The sequence below is a fragment of the Paenibacillus cineris genome (genome assembly GCF_018333335.1).
GTDB lineage: Bacteria > Bacillota > Bacilli > Paenibacillales > Paenibacillaceae > Paenibacillus_AQ > Paenibacillus_AQ favisporus.
Map to the genome: position 1 here is coordinate 2,739,528 of NZ_BORU01000001.1, position 21,073 is coordinate 2,760,600.

Here is a 21,073-nt window from a genome sequence, read left to right on the forward strand (position 1 = left end):
CGCGAAAGAGCGCCTGCCTCCGACCAAAGTGCTGCTTGTTGTGCTGATGTTCTGAAGTGGGAAGCAGGAAAAAGGCGCATCGAATCAAAGCTCTGCGGATTGACAGAACGTCAAAGATGGAGATTTCCTGCTTTCGTATGCGATTAAGCCTGCACTTCAGAACGACCAGTGAGGAGCATATCCTGTCGATTCCCCTTTTTACCGATTGTAAGTGTACATATTCTATCACGCCGAATTTCTGCAGACAATATGACTTAGGTGTCGATGTAAATAAAATTTCATTTGCACTCGAGGGTTTCCGTTTGCCTCATTCATTGTCCGTCCGGAGAACTTTAATGACCGCAGCAAGCTCTTCGTTTTCGTATCCGGCTTGTATCGCCTTTTCGTATAATCCCTTGGCGAAATTGGGGAAATCCGGATTGATCCGTGCTTCGCTTGCCTGCTTCACCCATAACTCTGCCGTTGACATGCAGGTTTTGACCGAGCTTTGGGGCTGATCATAAGTCTCCGACTGAATCAGTTCTCCTTCATGCTTGATCATTTGCCCGAAAACAGGGGAGATGTCGGCTATCATAGAACCGAACGTATCGACCCGGTGACCTTCGGATTCAAGAATGCGCGCGCCGTGAAAGAAGCCGAACATCGATCCGAATAACGTGGAAAGGGCAGCCAAATCCCATGCAGAGGCGGATCCAACCGATTCGCCCAGATATATAAGGTTTCCAGCCAATACTCTAAGAACCGGCTCACTTCGCCGATATGCGCTTTCCGAGCCTGACAGGAATATAGGTGTATCAGGCATTCCTATCTGAGGAGGTGTTGCCATAATGGCACCGTCCAGATAATCGGCACCCTGTTCATGTGCCCACGCCTCGCTGTTCCTTGCATCTTGAGGAGTCCCCGTGCTGAGCTCCACCACTAACTTACCGGCCATTCTAGCGGCGACATCCTCTGATCCCAAGATGCTCCGCGATATCTCATAGGTTGCCACGCATACGATAATGATTGGGCTGGCATTCACAGCAAATGCGGCATTGGGCTCAAAAACCGCTCCTTCCTGAACGAGAGCCTCTGCCTTCTCGCTTGTCCGGTTCCAGACCGTCACCTTCTTGCCGCTGCGCAGTAAGGTCCGGGCTAACGCTGAACCCATAGGACCCGCCCCAATAACCGTTATATCACTCATGTTTGTTCATTCCTCCCCATGATTTTTTGCCGTTATTCGTGTTTGTAATCCCTCGGCTATTTCATTGTAAGGCAGGATCGATTTGGCGTATAATGATTGAAAATCATACAAGCATCATTATTATTGATACCGAAATGAGGGTTGGTCGTAAATGGAGCTATCGGATCTGAAGGTGTTTCTGGCCATCGCAGAAGAAGGGAACATTTCCCGGGCTGCCGAACGATTGGGCTATGTACAATCGAATGTGACGGCAAGGATTCGCAAGTTGGAAGAAGAGCTCGGTCTTCCCTTATTTTACAGACATCCTAAAGGAGTAACGTTGACCGATAAAGGAGTGACCTTCAGTGAATACGCGAAGAGTATTCTGAATTTGTCGGAAGAAGCGGTGCAAGTCGTTAAAGAAACGGAATTTCCCAGCGGACCGCTTGCGATCGGCGTGGTGGACAGCGTAACTTGTCTGGATTTCATGGATACCCTGGCAGAATTTCAACGCCGGTATCCCGATGTTTCGCTGTCCATTTGGTCCGGGACGTCACCGGATCTTCTGACTAAAGTGCTGGACCATCAATTGGATGGAGCGTTCGTGACCGGCGAATTTGCTTCTCCGCACCTGGTATCTGAACATATCCAGCGCGAAGAGTTAACTTTGGTAACCCCGTCACATATGCGCGGGTTCCCGGATTTGTCACAGACGAGATGGGCCGTGTCGCCGGCAGGTTGTCCATTCAGGCGGGCATTGGAGGATTGGCTGCGAAGCGAGGGAGTTTCTTTCGATAATATCATCGAATTCAGCTCGCTGGAGACGCTGATCGGGTGCGTACGCTCCGGACTTGCTGCCACGCTGCTGCCGGCCTCCGTCTTAGCAGGGGACTACTCGGCGTTTGGGGCATTTCCGATTCCGGAACAGTACAGATATACGCAGACCTGTCTTATCCGCCGCAAAGATCGTTATTCCAGCAAAGCTTTCGTTGCATTCTCCAAGTTGATACTCGAATCCATGGCTGTGTAATGATGGAGGGGAAAAAATCAGACAGCGTCCTTATAGGAGGTACACACGAAGAGCCGCCAATCAGGCGGCTTTTTTGCTGCTTGTATGCGTGTCTGGTTTGCATCAGGATACCGTCGGCAGATGCTGTTCCAGCAGCATCACCAATTGTTTAACCATCACTTCTGGCGGATACGGCATCGAATTTACGATCCACCATTCCACCAGCCCCGTGATTGCAGCCGCCACAAATTGTACCGTGATCTCCCGATTCGCTCCTTGCGGAAGGCCATAAGTTTGGACCTGCTCCTCGACACCCCTGATGATGAAAGTCATCATTTGGCCTCTGAACGCGTGGGTTCCTTTTCTTGTCAACAACGTTTCGTAGATGTGTGCATGCCGTTCCAAATATTCAAACGTTTCAAGCAGCGGGCCATCGGACGCAAACAAGGTTGTGTCTTTTCCAGGCATGCAGGTCTCGTACAATTGCTTCAAGTAGCTGTCGATACACTGATCCAGCAAGTCGTATTTGTCGGCATAATGCAAATAAATGGTCCCCCGGTTTACATTAGCCCGATCCGCAATTTCGTTGATCGTAATATGCTCGATTTTTTTCTCCTCCAATAATTCGACGAAGGCTTTGAGTATCGCTTCCCGCGTTTTTGCAATCCGTCTATCCATCGTTTCTCCTTTTTTTGAACACTCAATATGTGTTTGTTGATTTATCGACAAAAGCAAGAACATTACCGATTGATGCCGTCTTATCGCATTGATATGCTAAGTCTAATCAACATTTGTTGATAAATCAATATTTGTTAAAAATAATGGAGCGGAGGAGTATTTATGAACATATTGGTTTACGGGGCAGGCGTTTTAGGCAGCTACTTGGCGCACGTACTGGTGCGCGGAGGCCATGATGTGACTGTATTGGCCAGAGGCAAGCGGGCGGAGGAACTGGAGCAGAGCGGCCTCGTCATCCGCCACTATTTTCAGCGCAAAACGACGGTCGACCGGACCCGGGTTATTCGTTCTTTGGACGCAGAGGAGAGCTTCGATCTCATCTTTGTCGTCATGACCTATCCGGATTTTCCATCCGTGCTGCCTGTACTGGCTGCGAATCAGAGCCGTCATATCGTTCTGGTAGGAAATAATGCGGATTCTCGCAGGATGCAGCATGAACTGCAGCAAATGAGCCGGACCGATAAACAGGTCGCCTTTGGTTTTCAGATTAGCGCGGGGCGGAGGGAAAATGGACGCATCGTCTGTATCCGCGCAGGCGGGCAAATGGTACTGGGCGGGATTGACGTGCCGGTTTCTTTTCGGTCATTGCTGGAAAAAGCGTTCGAAAGTACCAAATACAAGCTGGTGTTTCATAAGGATATGGACGCTTGGTTAAAGAGCCACATCGTTCCAATTTTGGCGATGAATGCTGCCTTGTTTGCCAAAGGCGGAAGGCTGCAAGAAATAGCCAAGGATAAAGAAATACGTACGCAGATCATTGCGGCGATTGATGAAGGTTTCGGGGTGCTTGAAGCCTTGGGATATACGATTACGCCTGCCGGTCAAGCAGCATTTTTCCGCAACCATAAACGGACGGCCAGCCTGGCGCTGAAAATTTACCACAGCGTGCCGGTAGCCCGATTGGTGGACGGATCTTTCGAGGAAATCGCCGCCTTCTTCGAAGCGTTCGGCGATTGGAAGCGTAATGCGGGTATACCTACTCCCCGGTTGGACGATCTTGAGAAACAGTTTTTCTTCAGTAAAAATACTGACATCCAACACCTTCAACTGTCTTCAATTGACCGAGTTGGAGAATGAGCAATCGGTGAGAAACATGCTCCCGGGATCACTGATATAATGCATTTAATTACAACGCTTTTATGGGAGGTTGTTATTGATATGGGTGAAATCATTCTTACCATGCAGGTCTCGCTGGATGGCATTGTGTCGGATGAGCATCTGTGGATGACGCTTAGCAGGGAAATTCTCGAAGATTATCTGGACTATTATCAGACGATCGACACGATCATCGTCGGCAGAAACTCGTACGCCTCATTAGCCGAATACTGGCAGCAGGCGGAGAACTCATCCGATGCATTGGAGCAGGCCATTGCCAAAAAGATGAACGACATTCCTAAACTGGTGGTATCGCACGCCGATGTGGAATTATCCTGGAGAAACTCGGAATTATTGCTGGTGAAAGACGAGCACTCCCTTAATGAAGAACTCCAAGCCCGAAAGAAAGCCGTGCAGCGAATTTCAGTGGAAAGCGGCGTGAAGACGTGGCAAACGTTTATCGAGCACGGGCTTTACGACAAATTATGGCTGCTGGTTCATCCGGTCGTCGCATCCCAAGGCGAGCATTTATTCGCACAGGCCGGACAGCGGCAGTCGCTGCAGTTGACGCAAACTAAAACCTATTCCAACGGAGTCGTTGGTTTACAGTATCAGGCGGCAAATAAAACAAGACAACCTTTCTAGGAAGGTTGTCTTGTTTTATGGGCTTCGTTTACAATAAGATTTTATGAACTAAGAAATGCGAAAGCCGGGAGAGATTCCATGCAAGAAACGATATTAATTGCCGAAGACGAAGCCATTTTAAGGGAAATTGCCAAAGATTATTTTGCGAATGAGGGGTATGAAGTGCTGGAGGCTGCTGATGGGGAAGAAGCCCTGCATCTATTTCAAACGAACGATCCTGCGCTAATTATTCTGGATATCATGCTGCCTGAGTTGGATGGATGGTCGGTATGCCGGCGGATCCGCAAAACGTCAAATGTTCCGATCATCATGCTGACGGCCCGGTCGGATGAAGAGGATACACTGCTCGGATTTGAACTGGGTGCCGATGATTACGTAACCAAGCCCTACAGCCCGCCTATTTTGATGGCTAGAGCGAAGCGTCTGCTCGACAGCCGTCGTCGGCAACCGGTCAACGCTGTCCATCAGAGCTTGTCGCTTGGCGGCATTAGCCTGAATCTCACTTCAAGATCCGCCGCCGTTGACGGCAGAGCACTTCACTTGACTTTTACGGAATATGAAATTTTAGTCCTGCTGATGAAAAACCCGGGAATGGTCATCACCAGGGAACAATTCATCGCCAAAATATGGGGGTATGAAGATGCGGGGGACGACCGGACTTTGAATACCCATATCCGCAATTTGCGCATCAAGCTCGGCGATAAGTCAAGTTTGATCACAACCATTCTTCGGATCGGCTACAAATTCGAGGATCCGGCATGAGGACGAGGATCGTTTTTAAGTTATTTTTGCTTACGGCCGCGCTGTGCATGCTGATTTTGGGTGCGGTCGTCATAGGACAGACGGTATTTTTTAAACAGTTTTACGCGAACCAGAAGGTAAAGGAAACGGTTAAATCCATCCGGAATTTCGCCAATGAATACGAGCAAACGCCGGGTAGTGAAAAAGCCATACTGCAGCTGGAGCAGAAGTTCTACGACCAGTACCATGTATGGATCACCCCGCTCGATCGATACGGGAACATGCATCAAGCGAACGATTTTGCGATGGAAGTCAAACTGGACTCTTCCCAAGAGCACCCGGAGCTCTCGAACAAAGAAATCCGGATACCCCTCTACCATCTAGTCAACCAGGAGGAGATCCTTGGCGGGAAAACTCCCCAATTATCTCCGGGAATGCGAATCAGTATTTACGGTGTCGTCAAGGATTCCGCGCTTATTCCTTACATCATCGGAAAAACCGGAATTTTCCCTCCCGGCACGCTAGGCGCTTTAACACCGGCACAGCTGGAAGGGGTCAAAGGGCAGCCCTTTTGGGAAAACCGGCAGCTTGAGGAGCAGGTGAATCAGTATCTTCATGAGAAGTATTCCGGCACAGCGGAAACTTCACTGGTAACGATGATCATTGGGACCGTCCAAGCCGTTCATGTACCGCAGGATAGTTTCACATCTCTGTCGTATCTTGCTCCCCAATCTTTCTTTATGGAGCGGGCGCGGGCTTATCAGGCCGAGCTCCTGTTGAACCCTGGTATAGCGGACGAACCATCCTTGCAGATTACCGACGAACACCGGAACGATATTCCCTATAAGCAGGTCGTCCTGCGGGTGAAGGATTCGGTGGGCGGAGAGGGATATCTGTTCGCTATGGTATCCCTGCAGCCTGTAGACGATGCGCTGAATATGGTCAAGGCTTATTACGGTTATGTCCTTGGTTTTGCCATCGTGCTGATTCTGTTTGCGTCCTACTATTACTCAAGGAAAATTGCCGGTCCCTTACTGCAGATCAACCGGGTTACTGAAAAAATTGCCAACCTGAATTTTTCCGAGAAGGTTCCTGTCTTGTCCAGAGACGAAATCGGCGATTTGGCCAAAAATATCAACACACTGTCTGACGCCCTGCACTCCCGTATTGAACAGCTGAAACAGGACATCGAAAAAGAAAAGAAGCTGGAAAACACACGCAAAGAGTTTATCGCGAGCGTGTCCCATGAGCTAAAAAATCCGCTCAGCGTGATGAAAAGCTGTCTCTCCGCCGTGAAGGACGGCGTAGCCCGGCACAAGAACGATTACTACATGGCAGCGTTGGAGAAGGAAGTGGACCGCATGAATTTGCTGGTCGTGGATATGCTCGAGCTGGCTAAATTCGAATCCGGCACCTACCAAATGAAGGGAGAGCCGTTTGACATTGATGAAGCCATTCACGATGCGTGCGGGCTGCTGACGCTGGATATGGAGAATAAACATTTGAATTTGATGATTCAAGTCGACCAAGCGAGAGTATGGGGCAACCGTCAACGGATCGAGCAGGTGCTTGCCAATTTTCTGACGAATGCCATTCGGTATACACCGGAAAACCAGTCGATCCATATTTCGGCCAGAGAAGAAGGAGAGGCTGTTAAAGTCAGCGTTGAGAACAAAGGTGCCAGAATCCCTGAAGACCAGCTGGATAAAATCTGGGACCGCTTTTACCGGGGAGATGCTGCACGGAAGCGGTCGGATGGAGGAACGGGACTCGGGCTAGCCATTTGCAAAAATATTCTGGAGCTCCACGGCTCCCGTTATCGCGCCATGAACACGGAGGATGGTGTCCTGTTTTACTTTTACCTCCACAAGGCTTGATGAATGTAACCATTCCCTCGCAAGGAAACGCCGGTTCTGTATGATGCAGGACGGGCGTTTTGTTTTGTCTAGCTTGGAAGAACCATTCTTTAGCTCCTGTTGACTTCATCTTTACCTGATCTTGATTTGGTTCTTTTATGCTGACTTACGAACACAAGGAACAGAAATCAAGGAGGTCCTTCAACATGAAGAAAAAAATGGGGTTTATTTTGCTTGCCGGGGCGATGGCTTGTTCCATATCGGCTTGCAGCTTGGGAGTAAATGGCAGTACGGTATCGACAGATACACCAGGTGCGGTGAATGATCAGCAAGCGAGCACCGAAGCAAATGCTGCGCGGTCGGCGTTTGCATCCAGTATGTTCGTCGGGGATTCGTTTGTGGAAAAGATCGCTAAATGGTTGGACAAAAGTCAAACCATCGCCAATGCGGGAGCAACGGCTCAATTTGCCATTGAAGACGTGGATCAAATCGCCGCAAGGCAGCCGGCGCATGTGTTCATCATGCTTGGATCCAATGACCTTCTCATGCCGGTAGACGATCCTATCGCCAATTCCATGGTCCATTATGCCAAGCTGATCGAGGGGATTCGTAAAGCCGTACCGAATGTAAACATCCACGTTCTATCGGTTACGCCAGTGACGGACCAAGTATTAAAAGAAGAACCGCGCTACAAACAAATCCCGGACTACAACCGTTCGCTGAAACAGATGGCCGCCCATGAAAACGTTGACTATATCGACTTGTCATCCATTTTCCAGACGGGTGCGGATCTTCATACCGAGGATGGCGTTCACTTCAAGGATGAGTTTTATCCGCGGTTTCTTCAAAAAGCGGAAGCCCATCTGAACACACCCGAGTCATGAGTAATCCGGGACAAGCTCACTATATCCCCGGTCTGGATGGGATCAGAGCGCTGGCTGTATGTGCAGTCGTTGCTTACCATCTGAATTTGGGGTGGTTTCCCGGCGGTTTTTTAGGTGTCGGCATCTTCTTCGTGCTCTCCGGATATTTGATTACGGATCTGCTCGTCCGGCAGTGGGAAGGAACCGGGCGGATCGATTTGCGGGACTTTTGGGTCCGGCGCGCCCGAAGGCTGCTTCCCGCCATGTGCTCGGTACTGCTCGTTGTGATCGTCTGGCTCGCCTTATTTCAAACCACACGTTTGGCCGAATTATGGGGCGATATTGCAGCGTCCTTGCTGTATGTAACCAATTGGTGGTTTATCGTTAACGACACAGCGTACTTCTCGCGGTTCAATACAGCTTCGCCGCTTATGCATTTCTGGTCTTTAGCCGTTGAAGAACAGTTTTATCTGGTCTGGCCGGTAATACTCATGCTGGGACTCCGCTTCGTTACTAACCGCAAACTATTGTTCGCGATAATTCTTATAGGTGCTTTGGCTTCAGCCTTAGCCATGTACTTCCTCTACGTACCAGGGCTGCTGGATACGAGCAGGGTGTATTATGGAACCGACACGCGTGCGTTCTCGCTGTTGATGGGAGCCGGACTTGCTCTGTGCCGGCCCGCTGGTAATTTGGGCAAGGAGGGAAAGGGGGGAACTGGGCTTTCGACAATCGCAATGGATTTCACGGGATTTGTTGGGCTAGCTGTTCTAATTTGGATGATCTGCGGGACAAGCCAATACGAACCCTTCCTGTACCAAGGCGGCATGGTACTGCAAAGTACGGCCACAGCAGCGGTCATCGCCGCGGCCGTTCAGCCCTCTACATGGATCGGGCACTGCCTAAGCTGGAAGCCGCTTCGCTGGTTGGGTATTCGTTCCTATGGAATTTATCTCTGGCATTACCCGATACTCTTGCTTACATTTACAGGAGAGGAACGGTCTTTCCTTCATACAGCCGTGCAAATGACTGCTGTTCTGGTCATCGCAGCGATATCCTGGACGTACCTGGAAAAACCCATTCGCTATGGCTATAGTATCTGGAGTAGACAACGAGGAAATACAGACAAACGGTCTTCCATGGAATCCTAGAGTTTAAAGTCAAAAAACAACAACCCTTGCTTTTAGCCGTTCGGGTTGTTGTTTTTTTAGGACCCGGCCGCGGCAAGACTATAGCTTTTTGACCGATTCGCGTATGACAAGCTGAGTGGACAGCAAGATCTTTTTGTACCTGTTGAGCGTTTCACTGCTGCTGTTCTCGAACAGAAGCTTTGCCCCCTCGTAGCCGAGTTCCTCAAAATTCTGCTTGACGGTGCTCAGCGATACTTTGGCGTATTTGGCGCTTTCGATGTCGTCGAAGCCCATGATGGATACTTGCTCGGGAATGTTGACTCCCCGCTGGGTAAGCTGCCCGATCATTTCGAGCGCCCGCCGGTCGTTCACGCAGAAGAGTGCAGTCAGCTCGCCCTGCTGAATTTGTCTGCATAGCTTCGTATAGTCCAAATCCCGCTCCAGGTATAACAGTTCGTCAGCCGGGGCAAGGGAGGCGTGAGTCATGGCATTCCGGTACCCGTTGAACCGGTCAACCTCGGTGCTCAGATGAAAATCATAGGCCGCAAATCCGATTTTCCGATGACCTTGGGCAATCAAATACTCCACGGCTTCGTAGGCGCCGTCGTGGTTGTTGCACGTAATGCAATTGACGGGATAACCTGCAGGAATACGATCGAGCATGACAAAGGGAATCGACTGTCGGCGAATCTCGTTCAGATATCCCTTGGCCAACTCCGGATGCGCGGAATAAATAAGCAGTCCCCGGTTCTCGGATTGGATCAGCTTTTGAATGACCTCACGCTCCTGATCCACGTCGTTTTCCACAAATTCAATGATGAGCCTGCAGTCCTGCTGGTTTATGAACGACTGAATCCCTTTAATGATCTGCATATACGAAGCGTCATACATTTCGTTGCCGGAAATCATAAAAGTGACGTAACTGGATGTTTTATGTACAGAAACGGCCGGATCGGCGACAAAGCTCCCTTTTCCCCGAATGCGGTAAATGACCCCTTCATTGACCAGCTCCGCCAGCGCCTTTCGCACCGTAATCGAGCTGACGTCAAGCAGTTTGGAGAACTCGGATTCGCTCGGAATTCGGTCATGGGTGCCAAGCTCTTTATTTTCTATTTGCAAAAGCACATAATCCTTCACTAACTGGTACTTGGGCAGTGTTGAGTCGTTCTTGCTCATGTAGGTTCACCTCTTATAGACATATCCCTAATTATATCGTACATCGGGGTAAAATATATGGTTCTGCACTGCAAGGCTTGAAACAAGTTGCGACAGATACCGTATGTATGCTGATATCCCAACTTTCCTTGTAGGTCCGGCCCGTAATTCTTATAATATGGTTACTATAGTTTAAGGTTTTACATTAAGGAAAGGGACCGTCCATGGACAAAAACTACACGCCGAAGCAGATGGCCACGAGACTTCATGTCAGCACCACCACCTTGCGGAGATATGAAGAACTCGATTTGGTGCCGGATGTGCCTCGCACAGCCAGTAATCGAAGATATTACACGCCGCTGCATGTACAAGCTTTCATTGCTTTACGCGCCTTAATCAAAGGATTCGAAATACCGGTCAGTTACGATGTCATGAGTTTGCTAAAAAAAGGGCACGTCGAACAGGCACTATGGACAATCAATCTCCATCAATACCATATTCAAGTAGAGAAACAACGCGTGGAAGAAATCATGGGCCTGATCCAGAAAACCGATTTCACCAAGTACAGAAATGTACATGTAACGGAAGAAATGAAAATCGGGGAAGTGGCCGCGATTGCTGGTGTAAACCCCTCCGCCATCCGCCATTGGGAAAAGGAGGGGCTTATTCGCTCCAAAAGGAACCCGGAAAACGGGTATCGGGTCTTTACGTCAGGGGAATTAAAAAAGATCATCGTACTGAGCAGTCTAAGGAAAACCGTCTATTTTATCGAAAATATGAAGCAGCTGCTCGCCGCTTTAGAGACATCTGATCTCGCTGCGATTGAACGCTCTTTCAAAGTGGCACTGCAAAAGCTGAATGAGCAGTTGAAAAACCAAATGAACGGCATATCCGAAATGATGAGATACATTGAGCTCCATTCTTTCTTCGAAGAGAATTAGGCAAGAATTGAATAGGTATGTTCTAACGATGCCGAGCCCCCTTTTCCTATAATGAGTACATAAGGTCGGGCACGGGAGAAACGGCACGGCCAATACATTCTAAAGGAGAGAAACGGATATGAGTTTGAATGGAAAAGTTGCCATCGTTACTGGAGCATCGAGAGGGATCGGGAGACAAATTGCGTTACAATTGGCAGATGCCGGCGCGAAGGTCGTCGTGAATTACTCCTCCAATGAGGCAAAAGCGGTTGAGGTGGTACAGGCGATTGAGCAGGCCGGCGGCGAAGCGGCTGCCATCCGCGCCAATGTAGGCCGTTTGAATGAAGTCGAAGCGCTGTTCACGGAGACGCTGGAGCGGTTTGGACGCCTGGACATTCTGGTCAACAATGCCGGAATCATGGGACTGGCACCAATCGCGGAAGTGACGGAAGACATGTTTGACCGGCATTTCGAAATCAACGTGAAAGGAACGTACTTCGCTTGTCAGCAAGCGAACTTGCATATGGCGCAAGGCGGGACGATCATCAATTTTTCAACTTCGATTGCAGGAGCCATGCTCCCGGGTTACAGCATATACGCGGCAACCAAGGGTGCCGTAGAGCAGATCACCCGTCAATTGGCCAAAGAATTCGGCCCTAAAGGAATCACGATTAACACCATTTCCCCTGGACAGGTAGCAACGGATCTGTTCTTGAACGGAAAATCCGAGGAACTGATTGATTCCTTTCGCCGCATGAACGCCTTCGGTCGACTTGGAGAAGTGGACGACATTGCGAATGCGGTCGAGCTGCTGGTCAGTGACAAAGCACGGTGGATTACGGGACAGACGATTCGCGTTAACGGCGGTTTCAACTGAACAATGATGAGTCATCCGCGCTAGCGGATGGACTTGGCGATTAAAGCTTCCGGCAGCGGGAGCTTTTTTCCTTGTTGGCTATATTTGGTTCATTCTATCTATAATCATTTTTTAGCTTGTCACAGAGAGACATAGCGCATAACATTTTTGTGTAGCGATCGATTTGCTGCGTGATGACTATCACCTAAGACCAAAGGAGAAATACCCATTGAACACGAATCAAAGGGCCATCGCGTGCCTTGAACAAAATAAATACGACGAGGCGCTAGCGCTTTTCAAACAAGCTGTGGAAGAGTCACGGGACGTTCAGTCTTTGACCAATCTTGCGTGGATCTATGTGCATGAAGAGGAGGATCACGAGGCAGCCTTGGCATTGCTCCAAGAGGTCATCGCTTTAAAACCGGCATCTTATTTTCCATATAGTTTGTTGGGTGAAGTTTATATCGTCATGGAAAAGTGGCGGGAAGCAACGGATATGCTGGTCCGATCCTTAGAGATTCAGCCTTCGGAGGAAGCATACAATAACCTGGCGATCGCGAGGTATCATTTGGGAGATATTCAGAGCGCTGCCGACTATTTTCAGCGTAGTGCTCTGCCCTCTGATTATGCGATGTACAGCCACCTTAAGTGCCTGATTGAACTGGGAAGAACGGAGGAAGCTAAAGCGAAACTGGACGCCTTTTCCGAAGAAGACGAAGAATTTGTCGGCGAGGTTGAAATGGCAGAATTGTATGTTGAACTGGGCTGTTTTGAGCAGGCTGTTGAATGGTTTGAAAAAGGATGGAAGTTATACTGGAAGACATTCGACTGGGTCAGCCGCTTTGTGTACGCTTTATTGAAAATTAACAAGGTCGCACGCGCACATGATGTCCTAAGTGAAGTTATTCAGCAAAAAGCTGAGGACATCCGCGACGCAGACAAAGAGGCCTTTGACGACGATTGGACGGAGGATGAAAAGGCCGAGTATATTCAGAAACTGGCTGAGGAACAGATGGCGTATGAGGGGCTGCTCCAGCGTATTTCGGCAGGCTGTATTCCTCCCATGAAATACGATACTTCGTTGCGGTCCGGCTGTTACTTGTTCGGATGCGAGCGCCATCAACATCCCGAGTATCATGAATGAAATGAGAAATCAGGCTATAATGATGTGGACAAACTCCAAAATGAAAGGAAATGGGTCGCATGAACAACGTTACCAAAATGAAGATCGGCAAACCGGTCAGTGAGGTGTTTGAAGCTTTTGTTGATCCAGCTAAAATAGGGAATTTCTGGTTTACTTCAAGCTCTGAAAGATGGGAACAAGGCAAAACGATTACATTAAGTTACGACGAATACGATGCTCGGGGCGATATCAAGATCATGGAAATCAAAGAAAACCAAAAAATCGTGTTTCAATGGGGCGCCGATGGAGAAGGGCATGAAGTTACCATTACGATTGCTGAATCGGGAATTTCCGAAAGTATCGTCGAGGTGACGGAAGAAGGGTTTAACGAAAACGAGCAGGACTGGATACGTCATTTAGTGGATAATAAAGAAGGATGGGTCTATATGTTGACTTGTTTAAAAGGGTATTTGGAATATGGCGTTCAATTGAGAGCCTCCCTGATCAAATAGTTAGCCAAATGCTTGCTTAGCCGCCGATATTGTTGAAATAGAAACAAAATCTCCATATAATAGGGTCATGCACCAACGGGCGGGAGGGCAGACCATGAATAAACAAGAACAGGTCATGATGGATTTCAGGGACTTATTTAACAAGATGGCTTGGCTTAATAAATCCAAGATGGAAGACAGTCTTAAGGGGTATAAGCCCTCTGAAGTCCATTGCATCGAAGCCATCGGAAAAAACGACGATCCCAACGTAACCAAACTTGCGGAATCCCTTTATATGACGAGAGGTGCCCTAAGTAAATTAACGAAGAAGCTTATGGAAAAAGGCCTGATCGAAAGCTACCAGAAGCCGGAGAACAAGAAAGAAATCTATTTTAGGCTTACGGAACAGGGGAAGTTCATTTATAACATCCATGAGGAACTGCACCAAGAGTTTCAAGAGCGGGATCAAGCCGTGTTTGAGCAGGTAACCGAGGAGCAATTTGACGCTATGCTTCGCTTCATCCAAGCGTACAGCAGGCATTTGGATGCCGAAATTATGAAACAGGGTATTAGTATTCATTAAGATGGACCCATTCGAATAATGAATAAGAGAACCGCAGGCAGTCGGGCTCTATGGAGCATGGCTGCTTTTTTGTTATGATTATTTTGTTGACAGGGAAACAAAGTTGCGTTATTGTTGACAAGGAAACAAACAACAACCTTCTGTGAGGTGATGAACATGGCAAAAGTCAAAGCCAAGGAACCAGGATTGCCCAAAGAAATGTTAATTGCCGCCTGGGCGATTGCTCTCGGAGCCATTGCCCCAATGCTGGACTCAACGATGGTGAACATCGCCATCGACCAGCTAACCAAGGATTTCAATACGACGCTGGATATCGTTCAGTGGTCCATTACAGGGTATGTTTTAGCCCTTGCGATTGCGGTTCCAGTATCCGGATGGCTTATGAATACATGTAACGGAAAGAAAATCTTTATCGGAGCAGTCATCGCTTTTGGTGTCATTTCGGTGTTAGTAGGCGTAAGCTGGGATATTTCCAGTTTCATCTTTTTTCGTCTGCTTCAAGGATTCAGCGCGGGGATCATAACGACGCTCATGTCCACCCTGTTGGTTCAAACAGCAGGTCCTGAAAATGTGGGGAAAGTGATGGCCATCGTCAGCACGCCTATGATTTTTGGACCAATTCTAGGGCCAGTCATCGGGGGCTTTATCGTTCAAGGCGCCTCTTGGCATTGGATATTCTTTATTAACGTGTTTATTGTTCTGATTGCTGCGCCTCTGATGATGAAAAAGATTCCCGACTTTGAACCGTTTGACAAAGACAGTAAACTCGATATTTTTGGAATTATTGATTTGTCCTTCATGAGTGCGGCCCTGATTTACGGCATTACGAAAGCAGCGGACCATGCATCCTTTAACAATCGTGAAACTATCCTGTGGGTGGGCATGGGTCTTGCCTTAGCCGTCTTTTACTTCGTATATAATCGGATCCGAAAAAATCAAACCGTGCTTCCAATGAATCTGTTCGCACACAAGAGCTTTACGGCTGCGAGTATCGGCTTGTTCTTGGCGAATATCGCCGTCATGGGTCCAATGATCATCCTGCCGTTGTTCTTCCAAAACTTCCGGCATTTTACCGCCATTGAGGCCGCGCTTGCGTTAATTCCCCAAGGCGTCGGGATGCTCATTACCCGGCCGCTGATCGGAAAAATGATTGATCAGATCGGCGCGAAATACGTAGTTCTGGTCAGCCTTGTCATATCGCTTATTGGTTCCATTCCGCTGATCTTTATCACCGATAATACAAGCATGATCTGGATTTCCATCGTATTGTTTATCCGGGGTACCAGTTTTGGAGGAATTATGCTTCCGCTTACGAGTGACGCTTATACAGGACTGGACAGCAAACAACTTCCGCAAGCAGGTGTCGGAATCAATATGATTGAAAACCTGGGTTCAAGCTTTGGTTCAGCGGTTATCGCAACTGTCGTCGCAGCGGCCCTGCAAGGAATGCAGCCAACGATAGCGAACGGAGTAAAGGGTTATCATACAGGATTTTTGGTATCCGCCGTTGTCCTTGCGGTAATCTGCATCCCGGGTCTATTCCTTACCCATAAAAAAAGCGCATCATAACGATCATCTCTTCACTTTCAAAGGCGGTTGCAGTCATTTTTACTGCCATTCACACAGCTTCCATAAGGAACGGATGCCACCAGGCATTCGTTTTTTTGCGTGACAAGGGTTCCAGACGGCGGTTAGCGAATACAGGACAATCATCCGGCGCATAGGCATCCAAAGAAAGACAACCGGACGTATTTGGAGGAAGGTGGTGATCTGATCAGAACGATCTGAACCGGAGGATTTCCACAAGGATTTCCTCAAGAACATGGCATGGATAAAGGGAGGAGAGCCCTATCAAACGGTGGAACGACTATTTGCTGAAAACAAAAATGTTTATCGCATTCTCGGCGGTATCCCTGTTTATCGTGACGTTGACCTGCCTGATGTTTGACTACAAAAATGTAAGCGATATCAAAAGCCAAACGTTCGCACTATCGGATACGATTACGAGGCAGTTCAGCAGGACGTTCGAGCTGTATGTTCAGGACATTGAAAAATTATCCGTGTCGATCATCGGGGATTCCATCATCCAAAACAGCCTGATCGATCATTACCATTCCCACGATCCTGTGGAGCAGAACGAAATCGAACTCACGATCAACAATCGGCTGTTCACGCATTTACAGTCGAGATCCCAGTTGCAGAGCATTTACCTGTTTACTTTGGACCATAATGCTTATTTTGTATCGAAAGCCAGCGGACCTAAAGTCAGTTTTCATCTGGAAGATGAAATCTGGTATCCCCGGACAGCCGAAATCATGACAAACAAGTTCGTTTTACTGCCTGTCTGTGAGGAAAATACCGGAGGAGACCGCCGGGAGAAGGTCATCTCATTCGTGCGGAACATCAACCGCATCCCTTATCGGGACACCCTCGCGTATATGAAGATCAACATCAATGTGAACGTGATTAACGACATGCTCGTCATGTCCGATGCCAACGAATTTGAACGGAGCATGAGGGTTCTCATTGTGACGGACCAGGGAGACATCGTTTACGACGACAAGGACGAACTGACCGGAAACACCCATTCGGGACTGGGCAAGTCCGCATTTCAGAAATCGCCTCACTCGGGGGAACTGACGTGGATGGGGCAGCGTTACCTGTACACGATCGAACATTCGGATTATACCAAATGGAATACGGTCATTCTTACGCCGAAAGATTTTTTACTGTCCAAACAGAAGAAGTCGCAGTATATTCTCGCTCTTGCCGGGCTGCTCGCCACAGTCCTGATCGCCTTCGTGTCTTATCTTTTGTCTCACCAGATCACGATTCCGCTGCGTAACTTGATGAAGAAAATGACGCGGGTCGAGCAGGGCGATTTCAGCCAGTACATGTCCGTTACAGGAAATCACGAAATCAGCAGGCTGAGCCGGATTTACAACAACATGCTGGACAGCATTTCCCGCCTGATCAACGAAGTATACGAATCCAAATTGGCGGAGAAAAATGCCCAGTTATCGGCGCTGCAGGCGCAGATCAATCCTCATTTTTTGTACAACACCCTGAACATCATGAAGTCAATCAGCCGTGTCCGGGGTATCGAGGAGGTTGCCGAAATGTCGGAATCGCTCGCAGAGCTGTTCCAATACAGCATGAAAAATTTGCAGCACCCGGTCCCCCTTCAAGAGGAACTGAACCATATCGAAAATTACATGAACATCCAGCATCACCGTTTCGGCAGCAGGTTCGAGCTTCACGTGTCCGTCCCTGAGCATCTGCTCCATGCATCGGTATTGAAATTAACGATACAGCCTCTGATCGAAAACGCCATCATCCATGGACTGGGTAACATGAAGTCCGGCGGAAGGATTGACCTTCGGGCGATTCAAAACGGCAGCTCGTTCGTCATCGAGGTGTCCGATAACGGCAAAGGCATGGACAAGGAGCAGCTGGAAGGGCTGCGGAGCGCACTCCAGCATGCTGCACATTCGAGCCGCCGCATTCAAGACCAGCCGTATGGCATCGGACTCAGCAATATCCGTGAACGGATTCGGTTGTTCTATGGGGCTGAATACGGGATGGAGCTGGAGAGCAGCCAGGGTGGAGGGACGATCGTCCGGATTACGTTACCGTTTAGGGATCACGACAGCTGGAATAAGGAGGAGGGTTCGGATGAATATATTTCTGGTGGAGGATGAGCATTGGGCGCTTGCGGAGCTCGTCGAATTGTTCCGGATCCATGAGGCGCAGCACCGCATTTTTGCATTTGGCAGCGGAGATGAAGCGTTGGCCGCAGCCTATGAGAACACGCCCGACCTGGTAGTGACCGACATCACGATGCCGGGGATGGACGGGCTGGAATTGATCAAAGCGTTAATCGGCGTCCACCCAGACCTCAAAGCGATCGTGCTGAGCGTACATGACCAGTTTACCTATGCCCAGCAGGGAATAAAAATGGGAGTCATCGACTATTTGCTGAAGCCTGTGCGCAAGGAGGTTTTATACGCGGCCATCGATCAAACGCTTCTTCAAATTACAAACGATACGAAAAGAAAAACCGAACGTATGCATGCAGCCGTCACACAGATGCTTTTGTCTCCAGAGACCCCGGAGAATGAGTATATGGCATCGGTTACCGGGAGCCTGTATTTCGCAGCATTACTGCAAATAAATGGCCATGCTTCGGAAGAGGGCGGGAAGGATATAGCGCTCGGCAGCGTACGATCGATATTTCTCAAGCGGCTGCGGGAACAAGACCTCTACGGCATCGACGTTGGCGCGAAGCGGAAGGTCCTGTTGGCAGCCTTAGAGGATGAACAGCTTGTTGCATATTGCACTTCCTGCCTTCAAATGCTCTATCAACAATTGATCCGTTCCGGAATTCAAGTGCACATGGGTTACGTCATCAAGAAGAAGGGGGAGCCCCTGCACTCCAGCTATACGGCACTGAACAAAATGATCGAGGAGCAGAAGAAGTTCGGGATGTCCACATACGTAACGCCAGACACATGCACTGTAGAGGCTGAAATCGGCGAAATATGGGATCGTGCCAGGCTGCTCCAAAATTTTATCGCACAGGGAGAAATTCAAAAGGGGAAAGATACGATTCAGAGCATAGTTCATGAATTGAAGCATCATCAACTGACTTTGAAGCAGCTGACGCTGTTCATTAGTGATCTTTTTTATTCGCTCAAATATAACCTTCATGCTTCTACCAAGCGGGACACCCGGATCGCAGCGCTCCATGACGACATGCATGTACTTCACGAATTCACTACGTATGATGAATTGTCCGGCTGGCTCACCCGTAAAGTATTCGGGCTGTTCGGCGGGCAGACACCTTTAGATCAGAAACCCAAGGAACTTGTCCCCATTCTGTTAAATCATATCCATTCGAATTATGAGCATGATCTTTCACTTCAGCAGTTTGCCGCGGAACATCACGTAAGCCTCGGTTATTTGTCACGCCTGTTTAAAACCCAGACGGGGTACACCTTCTCAGACTATTTGATCAGGCACCGGATCGAAGCAGCCAAAACGCTGCTGAGTGAGGGAGCCCGCATCACGGATGTCAGCAGACTTGTCGGTTATGAGGATCCAAAGCATTTCAGCCAAGTATTCAAACGAATCGTCGGCGCCCCCCCTAAAACATACGTTCAAATGCAAAAAAGAAAATTCACCCCCTAAAAATGGGCAAAAGCACAGGTGTTCACCCATCCGTAATCCATCTAATCTTAATTTACGAGGGAACCCGGGCCCTTGATGCTGCATCGTTTCTCCCATCGAAAACGCATTCAACCTTTGAGCAATCCGCAGGATCCAATGAAGGAATCAGTTAGGGAGGTTGTATAAACATGAAGACGACGAAGAGCAAACCGCTTGCATTCGTTACCAGTATTGTGTTGATGATGACGCTGCTTGCAGGCTGTGGGGGAGGGGGCAATGCCGCCGAAGGCGATACCGGAACCGCCGGTTCGACTTCGAAAAAGACGACACTGACGTTGATGGTCGGCAACACAGGTACAACCCTGGAGGCGCTGAAAGCCGTGGCGGCAGAGGCCGAGAAAAAGCTGAATATCGCTATCGAATTCGATATTAAACCGGACGGCGGGGAAGGCGACAATCTGGTCAAGACACGCCTGGCCACCGGCGATATGGATGATCTGCTCGTATATAACACCGGATCGCTTTTTCTGGCGCTAAATCCGGAAGAGCACTTCATGGATGTTACGAGCGAACCTTTTATGGCGAATGTGCTCGATTCCTTCAAGACGGTTGTCACATCCAACGGAAAAGTATACGGCGCTCCTGTGGGATCCACCAATGCAGGGGGCATTCTCTACAACAAAAAGGTTTACGCCGACCTTGGCTTATCCGTACCGAAAACATGGGATGAATTCATGGCCAACAACGAAAAGATCAAAGCAGCGGGCAAAACCGCCGTTCTCGCTTCCTACAAGGATACTTGGACTTCACAGTTGTTTGTGCTGGCCGACTTCTATAACGTTCAGGCGCAAGTGCCGAATTTCGCGGCGGATTACACGGCCAACAAGGTCAAGTATGCAACCACGCCTGCGGCGCTTCGCGGCTTCGAAAAGATCGAAGAAGTGTACAAGAAGGGCTATATGAATAAGGATTTTCTGGCAACGACCTATGACGTGGCGCTGAAAATGCTGGCCACCGGCGAAGGCGTGCATTACCCGATGCTGTCCAGCGGACTCGACACGATCATGGCCAATACGCCGGACCAGATCGACGACATCGGATTTTTCGCCCAGCCGAGCGACAGCGTGGACGTAAACGGGCTGACCATATGGATGCCGAGCGGCCTGTATATCAACAAAGACACTAAAAATGCCGACGCGGCAAAGAAATGGGTGGACTATTTTGTCTCTCCGGAAGGTCAGGCCGTATTCGCTTCCAAGGTGAAAGCGGCGGGACCATACGTGATCAAAGGCGCCACACTGCCGGACGATTCTTACGGTGCCGTAAAAGACATGCAGCATTATTTCGACGAGGGGCACACTGCTCCAGCGCTTGAATTCGTTTCCCCGGTCAAAGGGCCGAACCTCGAAAACATTACGGTCGCTGTCGGCAGCGGCATCAGCACAGGAAAGAAAGGGGCCGAAGACTACGACAAGGACGTGGAGAAACAGGCGCAGCAGCTGAATCTTCCTGGCTGGTAACCGCCGAGAAAGGAGAA

At 49.0% G+C, this 21,073-nt stretch carries 19 protein-coding genes; 16 read left to right on the forward strand and 3 right to left on the reverse strand.

Annotation, left to right across the window (positions count from 1 at the left end):
• Positions 1 to 307 precede the first annotated feature (307 nt).
• Positions 308 to 1,183, reverse strand: a complete 876-nt coding sequence (locus KI379_RS12785) for an NAD(P)-dependent oxidoreductase (RefSeq protein WP_076165504.1) — start codon at positions 1,181 to 1,183, stop codon at positions 308 to 310.
• A gap of 151 nt (positions 1,184 to 1,334) precedes the next feature.
• On the opposite strand from KI379_RS12785, the gene KI379_RS12790 reads away from it, so the two are divergent.
• The gene (locus KI379_RS12790) at positions 1,335 to 2,192 is read left to right on the forward strand and encodes a LysR family transcriptional regulator (RefSeq protein WP_076165503.1); all 858 of its coding nucleotides are present in this window, start codon (positions 1,335 to 1,337) and stop codon (positions 2,190 to 2,192) included.
• 102 nt (positions 2,193 to 2,294) lie between these two features.
• Here KI379_RS12790 and KI379_RS12795 read toward each other — a convergent pair whose 3' ends face one another.
• Complete coding sequence (locus tag KI379_RS12795; RefSeq protein ID WP_076165501.1) at positions 2,295 to 2,849, reverse strand: TetR/AcrR family transcriptional regulator; 555 nt, start codon at positions 2,847 to 2,849, stop codon at positions 2,295 to 2,297.
• Positions 2,850 to 3,011: 162 nt separating this feature from the next.
• On the opposite strand from KI379_RS12795, the gene KI379_RS12800 reads away from it, so the two are divergent.
• The 6 genes from KI379_RS12800 to KI379_RS12825 all read left to right on the forward strand — a co-directional run bounded on the left by KI379_RS12800 (position 3,012) and on the right by KI379_RS12825 (position 9,260).
• Entirely contained in the window at positions 3,012 to 3,986 is a 975-nt protein-coding gene (locus KI379_RS12800; RefSeq protein ID WP_076165499.1) for a ketopantoate reductase family protein, read from the forward strand.
• An 81-nt stretch (positions 3,987 to 4,067) separates the two neighbouring features.
• Positions 4,068 to 4,649, forward strand: coding sequence for a dihydrofolate reductase family protein (locus tag KI379_RS12805; protein WP_076165497.1), 582 nt, complete (start codon positions 4,068 to 4,070; stop codon positions 4,647 to 4,649).
• Positions 4,650 to 4,727: 78 nt separating this feature from the next.
• On the forward strand, positions 4,728 to 5,411 hold the full coding sequence (locus tag KI379_RS12810; RefSeq protein WP_076165495.1) for a response regulator transcription factor: 684 nt from the start codon (positions 4,728 to 4,730) through the stop codon (positions 5,409 to 5,411).
• Positions 5,408 to 7,267 (forward strand): sensor histidine kinase, encoded by a 1,860-nt coding sequence (locus tag KI379_RS12815; protein ID WP_212983782.1) that lies wholly within the window; start codon positions 5,408 to 5,410, stop codon positions 7,265 to 7,267. The genes KI379_RS12810 and KI379_RS12815 overlap by 4 nt, the downstream gene beginning before the upstream one ends.
• Positions 7,268 to 7,452: 185 nt before the next feature.
• Positions 7,453 to 8,130 (forward strand): GDSL-type esterase/lipase family protein, encoded by a 678-nt coding sequence (locus tag KI379_RS12820; protein WP_212983783.1) that lies wholly within the window; start codon positions 7,453 to 7,455, stop codon positions 8,128 to 8,130.
• Entirely contained in the window at positions 8,127 to 9,260 is a 1,134-nt protein-coding gene (locus KI379_RS12825; RefSeq protein ID WP_212983784.1) for an acyltransferase family protein, read from the forward strand. Before KI379_RS12820 ends, KI379_RS12825 begins: the two co-directional genes overlap by 4 nt.
• A 78-nt stretch (positions 9,261 to 9,338) precedes the next feature.
• Here the strand turns inward: KI379_RS12825 and KI379_RS12830 are convergent, their stop codons facing one another.
• On the reverse strand, positions 9,339 to 10,415 hold the full coding sequence (locus KI379_RS12830) for a GntR family transcriptional regulator (protein ID WP_212983785.1): 1,077 nt from the start codon (positions 10,413 to 10,415) through the stop codon (positions 9,339 to 9,341).
• A gap of 203 nt (positions 10,416 to 10,618) precedes the next feature.
• On the opposite strand from KI379_RS12830, the gene KI379_RS12835 reads away from it, so the two are divergent.
• The 9 genes from KI379_RS12835 to KI379_RS12875 all read left to right on the forward strand — a co-directional run bounded on the left by KI379_RS12835 (position 10,619) and on the right by KI379_RS12875 (position 21,056).
• Positions 10,619 to 11,335: a MerR family DNA-binding transcriptional regulator gene (locus tag KI379_RS12835; protein WP_076165484.1), complete on the forward strand. Its 717-nt coding sequence runs from the start codon at positions 10,619 to 10,621 to the stop codon at positions 11,333 to 11,335.
• Positions 11,336 to 11,453: 118 nt separating this feature from the next.
• Positions 11,454 to 12,191, forward strand: coding sequence for an SDR family oxidoreductase (locus KI379_RS12840; RefSeq protein WP_076165482.1), 738 nt, complete (start codon positions 11,454 to 11,456; stop codon positions 12,189 to 12,191).
• Between the two features lie 208 nt (positions 12,192 to 12,399).
• Positions 12,400 to 13,314, forward strand: a complete 915-nt coding sequence (locus tag KI379_RS12845; RefSeq protein WP_212983786.1) for a tetratricopeptide repeat protein — start codon at positions 12,400 to 12,402, stop codon at positions 13,312 to 13,314.
• A 59-nt stretch (positions 13,315 to 13,373) separates the two neighbouring features.
• Positions 13,374 to 13,805 (forward strand): SRPBCC family protein, encoded by a 432-nt coding sequence (locus KI379_RS12850; protein WP_212983787.1) that lies wholly within the window; start codon positions 13,374 to 13,376, stop codon positions 13,803 to 13,805.
• A 94-nt stretch (positions 13,806 to 13,899) separates the two neighbouring features.
• On the forward strand, positions 13,900 to 14,367 hold the full coding sequence (locus KI379_RS12855; protein WP_212968474.1) for a MarR family transcriptional regulator: 468 nt from the start codon (positions 13,900 to 13,902) through the stop codon (positions 14,365 to 14,367).
• A gap of 156 nt (positions 14,368 to 14,523) precedes the next feature.
• Positions 14,524 to 15,936: an MDR family MFS transporter gene (locus tag KI379_RS12860; protein WP_212983788.1), complete on the forward strand. Its 1,413-nt coding sequence runs from the start codon at positions 14,524 to 14,526 to the stop codon at positions 15,934 to 15,936.
• A gap of 302 nt (positions 15,937 to 16,238) precedes the next feature.
• Complete coding sequence (locus KI379_RS12865; RefSeq protein ID WP_212983789.1) at positions 16,239 to 18,068, forward strand: cache domain-containing sensor histidine kinase; 1,830 nt, start codon at positions 16,239 to 16,241, stop codon at positions 18,066 to 18,068.
• Positions 18,043 to 19,557: a response regulator transcription factor gene (locus KI379_RS12870; protein WP_212983790.1), complete on the forward strand. Its 1,515-nt coding sequence runs from the start codon at positions 18,043 to 18,045 to the stop codon at positions 19,555 to 19,557. Before KI379_RS12865 ends, KI379_RS12870 begins: the two co-directional genes overlap by 26 nt.
• A 167-nt stretch (positions 19,558 to 19,724) precedes the next feature.
• Positions 19,725 to 21,056, forward strand: a complete 1,332-nt coding sequence (locus KI379_RS12875; protein WP_212983791.1) for an ABC transporter substrate-binding protein — start codon at positions 19,725 to 19,727, stop codon at positions 21,054 to 21,056.
• The last annotated feature ends 17 nt before the right edge of the window (positions 21,057 to 21,073 follow it).

What these genes read in the sequence shown, in the direction of transcription:
- KI379_RS12785 (WP_076165504.1), bottom strand. Translation starts at nt 1,183, where the DNA reads ATGAGTGATATAACGGTTATTGGGGCGGGTCCTATGGGTTCAGCGTTA.
- KI379_RS12790 (WP_076165503.1), top strand. Translation starts at nt 1,335, where the DNA reads ATGGAGCTATCGGATCTGAAGGTGTTTCTGGCCATCGCAGAAGAAGGG.
- KI379_RS12795 (WP_076165501.1), bottom strand. Translation starts at nt 2,849, where the DNA reads ATGGATAGACGGATTGCAAAAACGCGGGAAGCGATACTCAAAGCCTTC.
- KI379_RS12800 (WP_076165499.1), top strand. Translation starts at nt 3,012, where the DNA reads ATGAACATATTGGTTTACGGGGCAGGCGTTTTAGGCAGCTACTTGGCG.
- KI379_RS12805 (WP_076165497.1), top strand. Translation starts at nt 4,068, where the DNA reads ATGGGTGAAATCATTCTTACCATGCAGGTCTCGCTGGATGGCATTGTG.
- KI379_RS12810 (WP_076165495.1), top strand. Translation starts at nt 4,728, where the DNA reads ATGCAAGAAACGATATTAATTGCCGAAGACGAAGCCATTTTAAGGGAA.
- KI379_RS12815 (WP_212983782.1), top strand. Translation starts at nt 5,408, where the DNA reads ATGAGGACGAGGATCGTTTTTAAGTTATTTTTGCTTACGGCCGCGCTG.
- KI379_RS12820 (WP_212983783.1), top strand. Translation starts at nt 7,453, where the DNA reads ATGAAGAAAAAAATGGGGTTTATTTTGCTTGCCGGGGCGATGGCTTGT.
- KI379_RS12825 (WP_212983784.1), top strand. Translation starts at nt 8,127, where the DNA reads ATGAGTAATCCGGGACAAGCTCACTATATCCCCGGTCTGGATGGGATC.
- KI379_RS12830 (WP_212983785.1), bottom strand. Translation starts at nt 10,415, where the DNA reads ATGAGCAAGAACGACTCAACACTGCCCAAGTACCAGTTAGTGAAGGAT.
- KI379_RS12835 (WP_076165484.1), top strand. Translation starts at nt 10,619, where the DNA reads ATGGACAAAAACTACACGCCGAAGCAGATGGCCACGAGACTTCATGTC.
- KI379_RS12840 (WP_076165482.1), top strand. Translation starts at nt 11,454, where the DNA reads ATGAGTTTGAATGGAAAAGTTGCCATCGTTACTGGAGCATCGAGAGGG.
- KI379_RS12850 (WP_212983787.1), top strand. Translation starts at nt 13,374, where the DNA reads ATGAACAACGTTACCAAAATGAAGATCGGCAAACCGGTCAGTGAGGTG.
- KI379_RS12855 (WP_212968474.1), top strand. Translation starts at nt 13,900, where the DNA reads ATGAATAAACAAGAACAGGTCATGATGGATTTCAGGGACTTATTTAAC.
- KI379_RS12860 (WP_212983788.1), top strand. Translation starts at nt 14,524, where the DNA reads ATGGCAAAAGTCAAAGCCAAGGAACCAGGATTGCCCAAAGAAATGTTA.
- KI379_RS12870 (WP_212983790.1), top strand. Translation starts at nt 18,043, where the DNA reads ATGAATATATTTCTGGTGGAGGATGAGCATTGGGCGCTTGCGGAGCTC.
- KI379_RS12875 (WP_212983791.1), top strand. Translation starts at nt 19,725, where the DNA reads ATGAAGACGACGAAGAGCAAACCGCTTGCATTCGTTACCAGTATTGTG.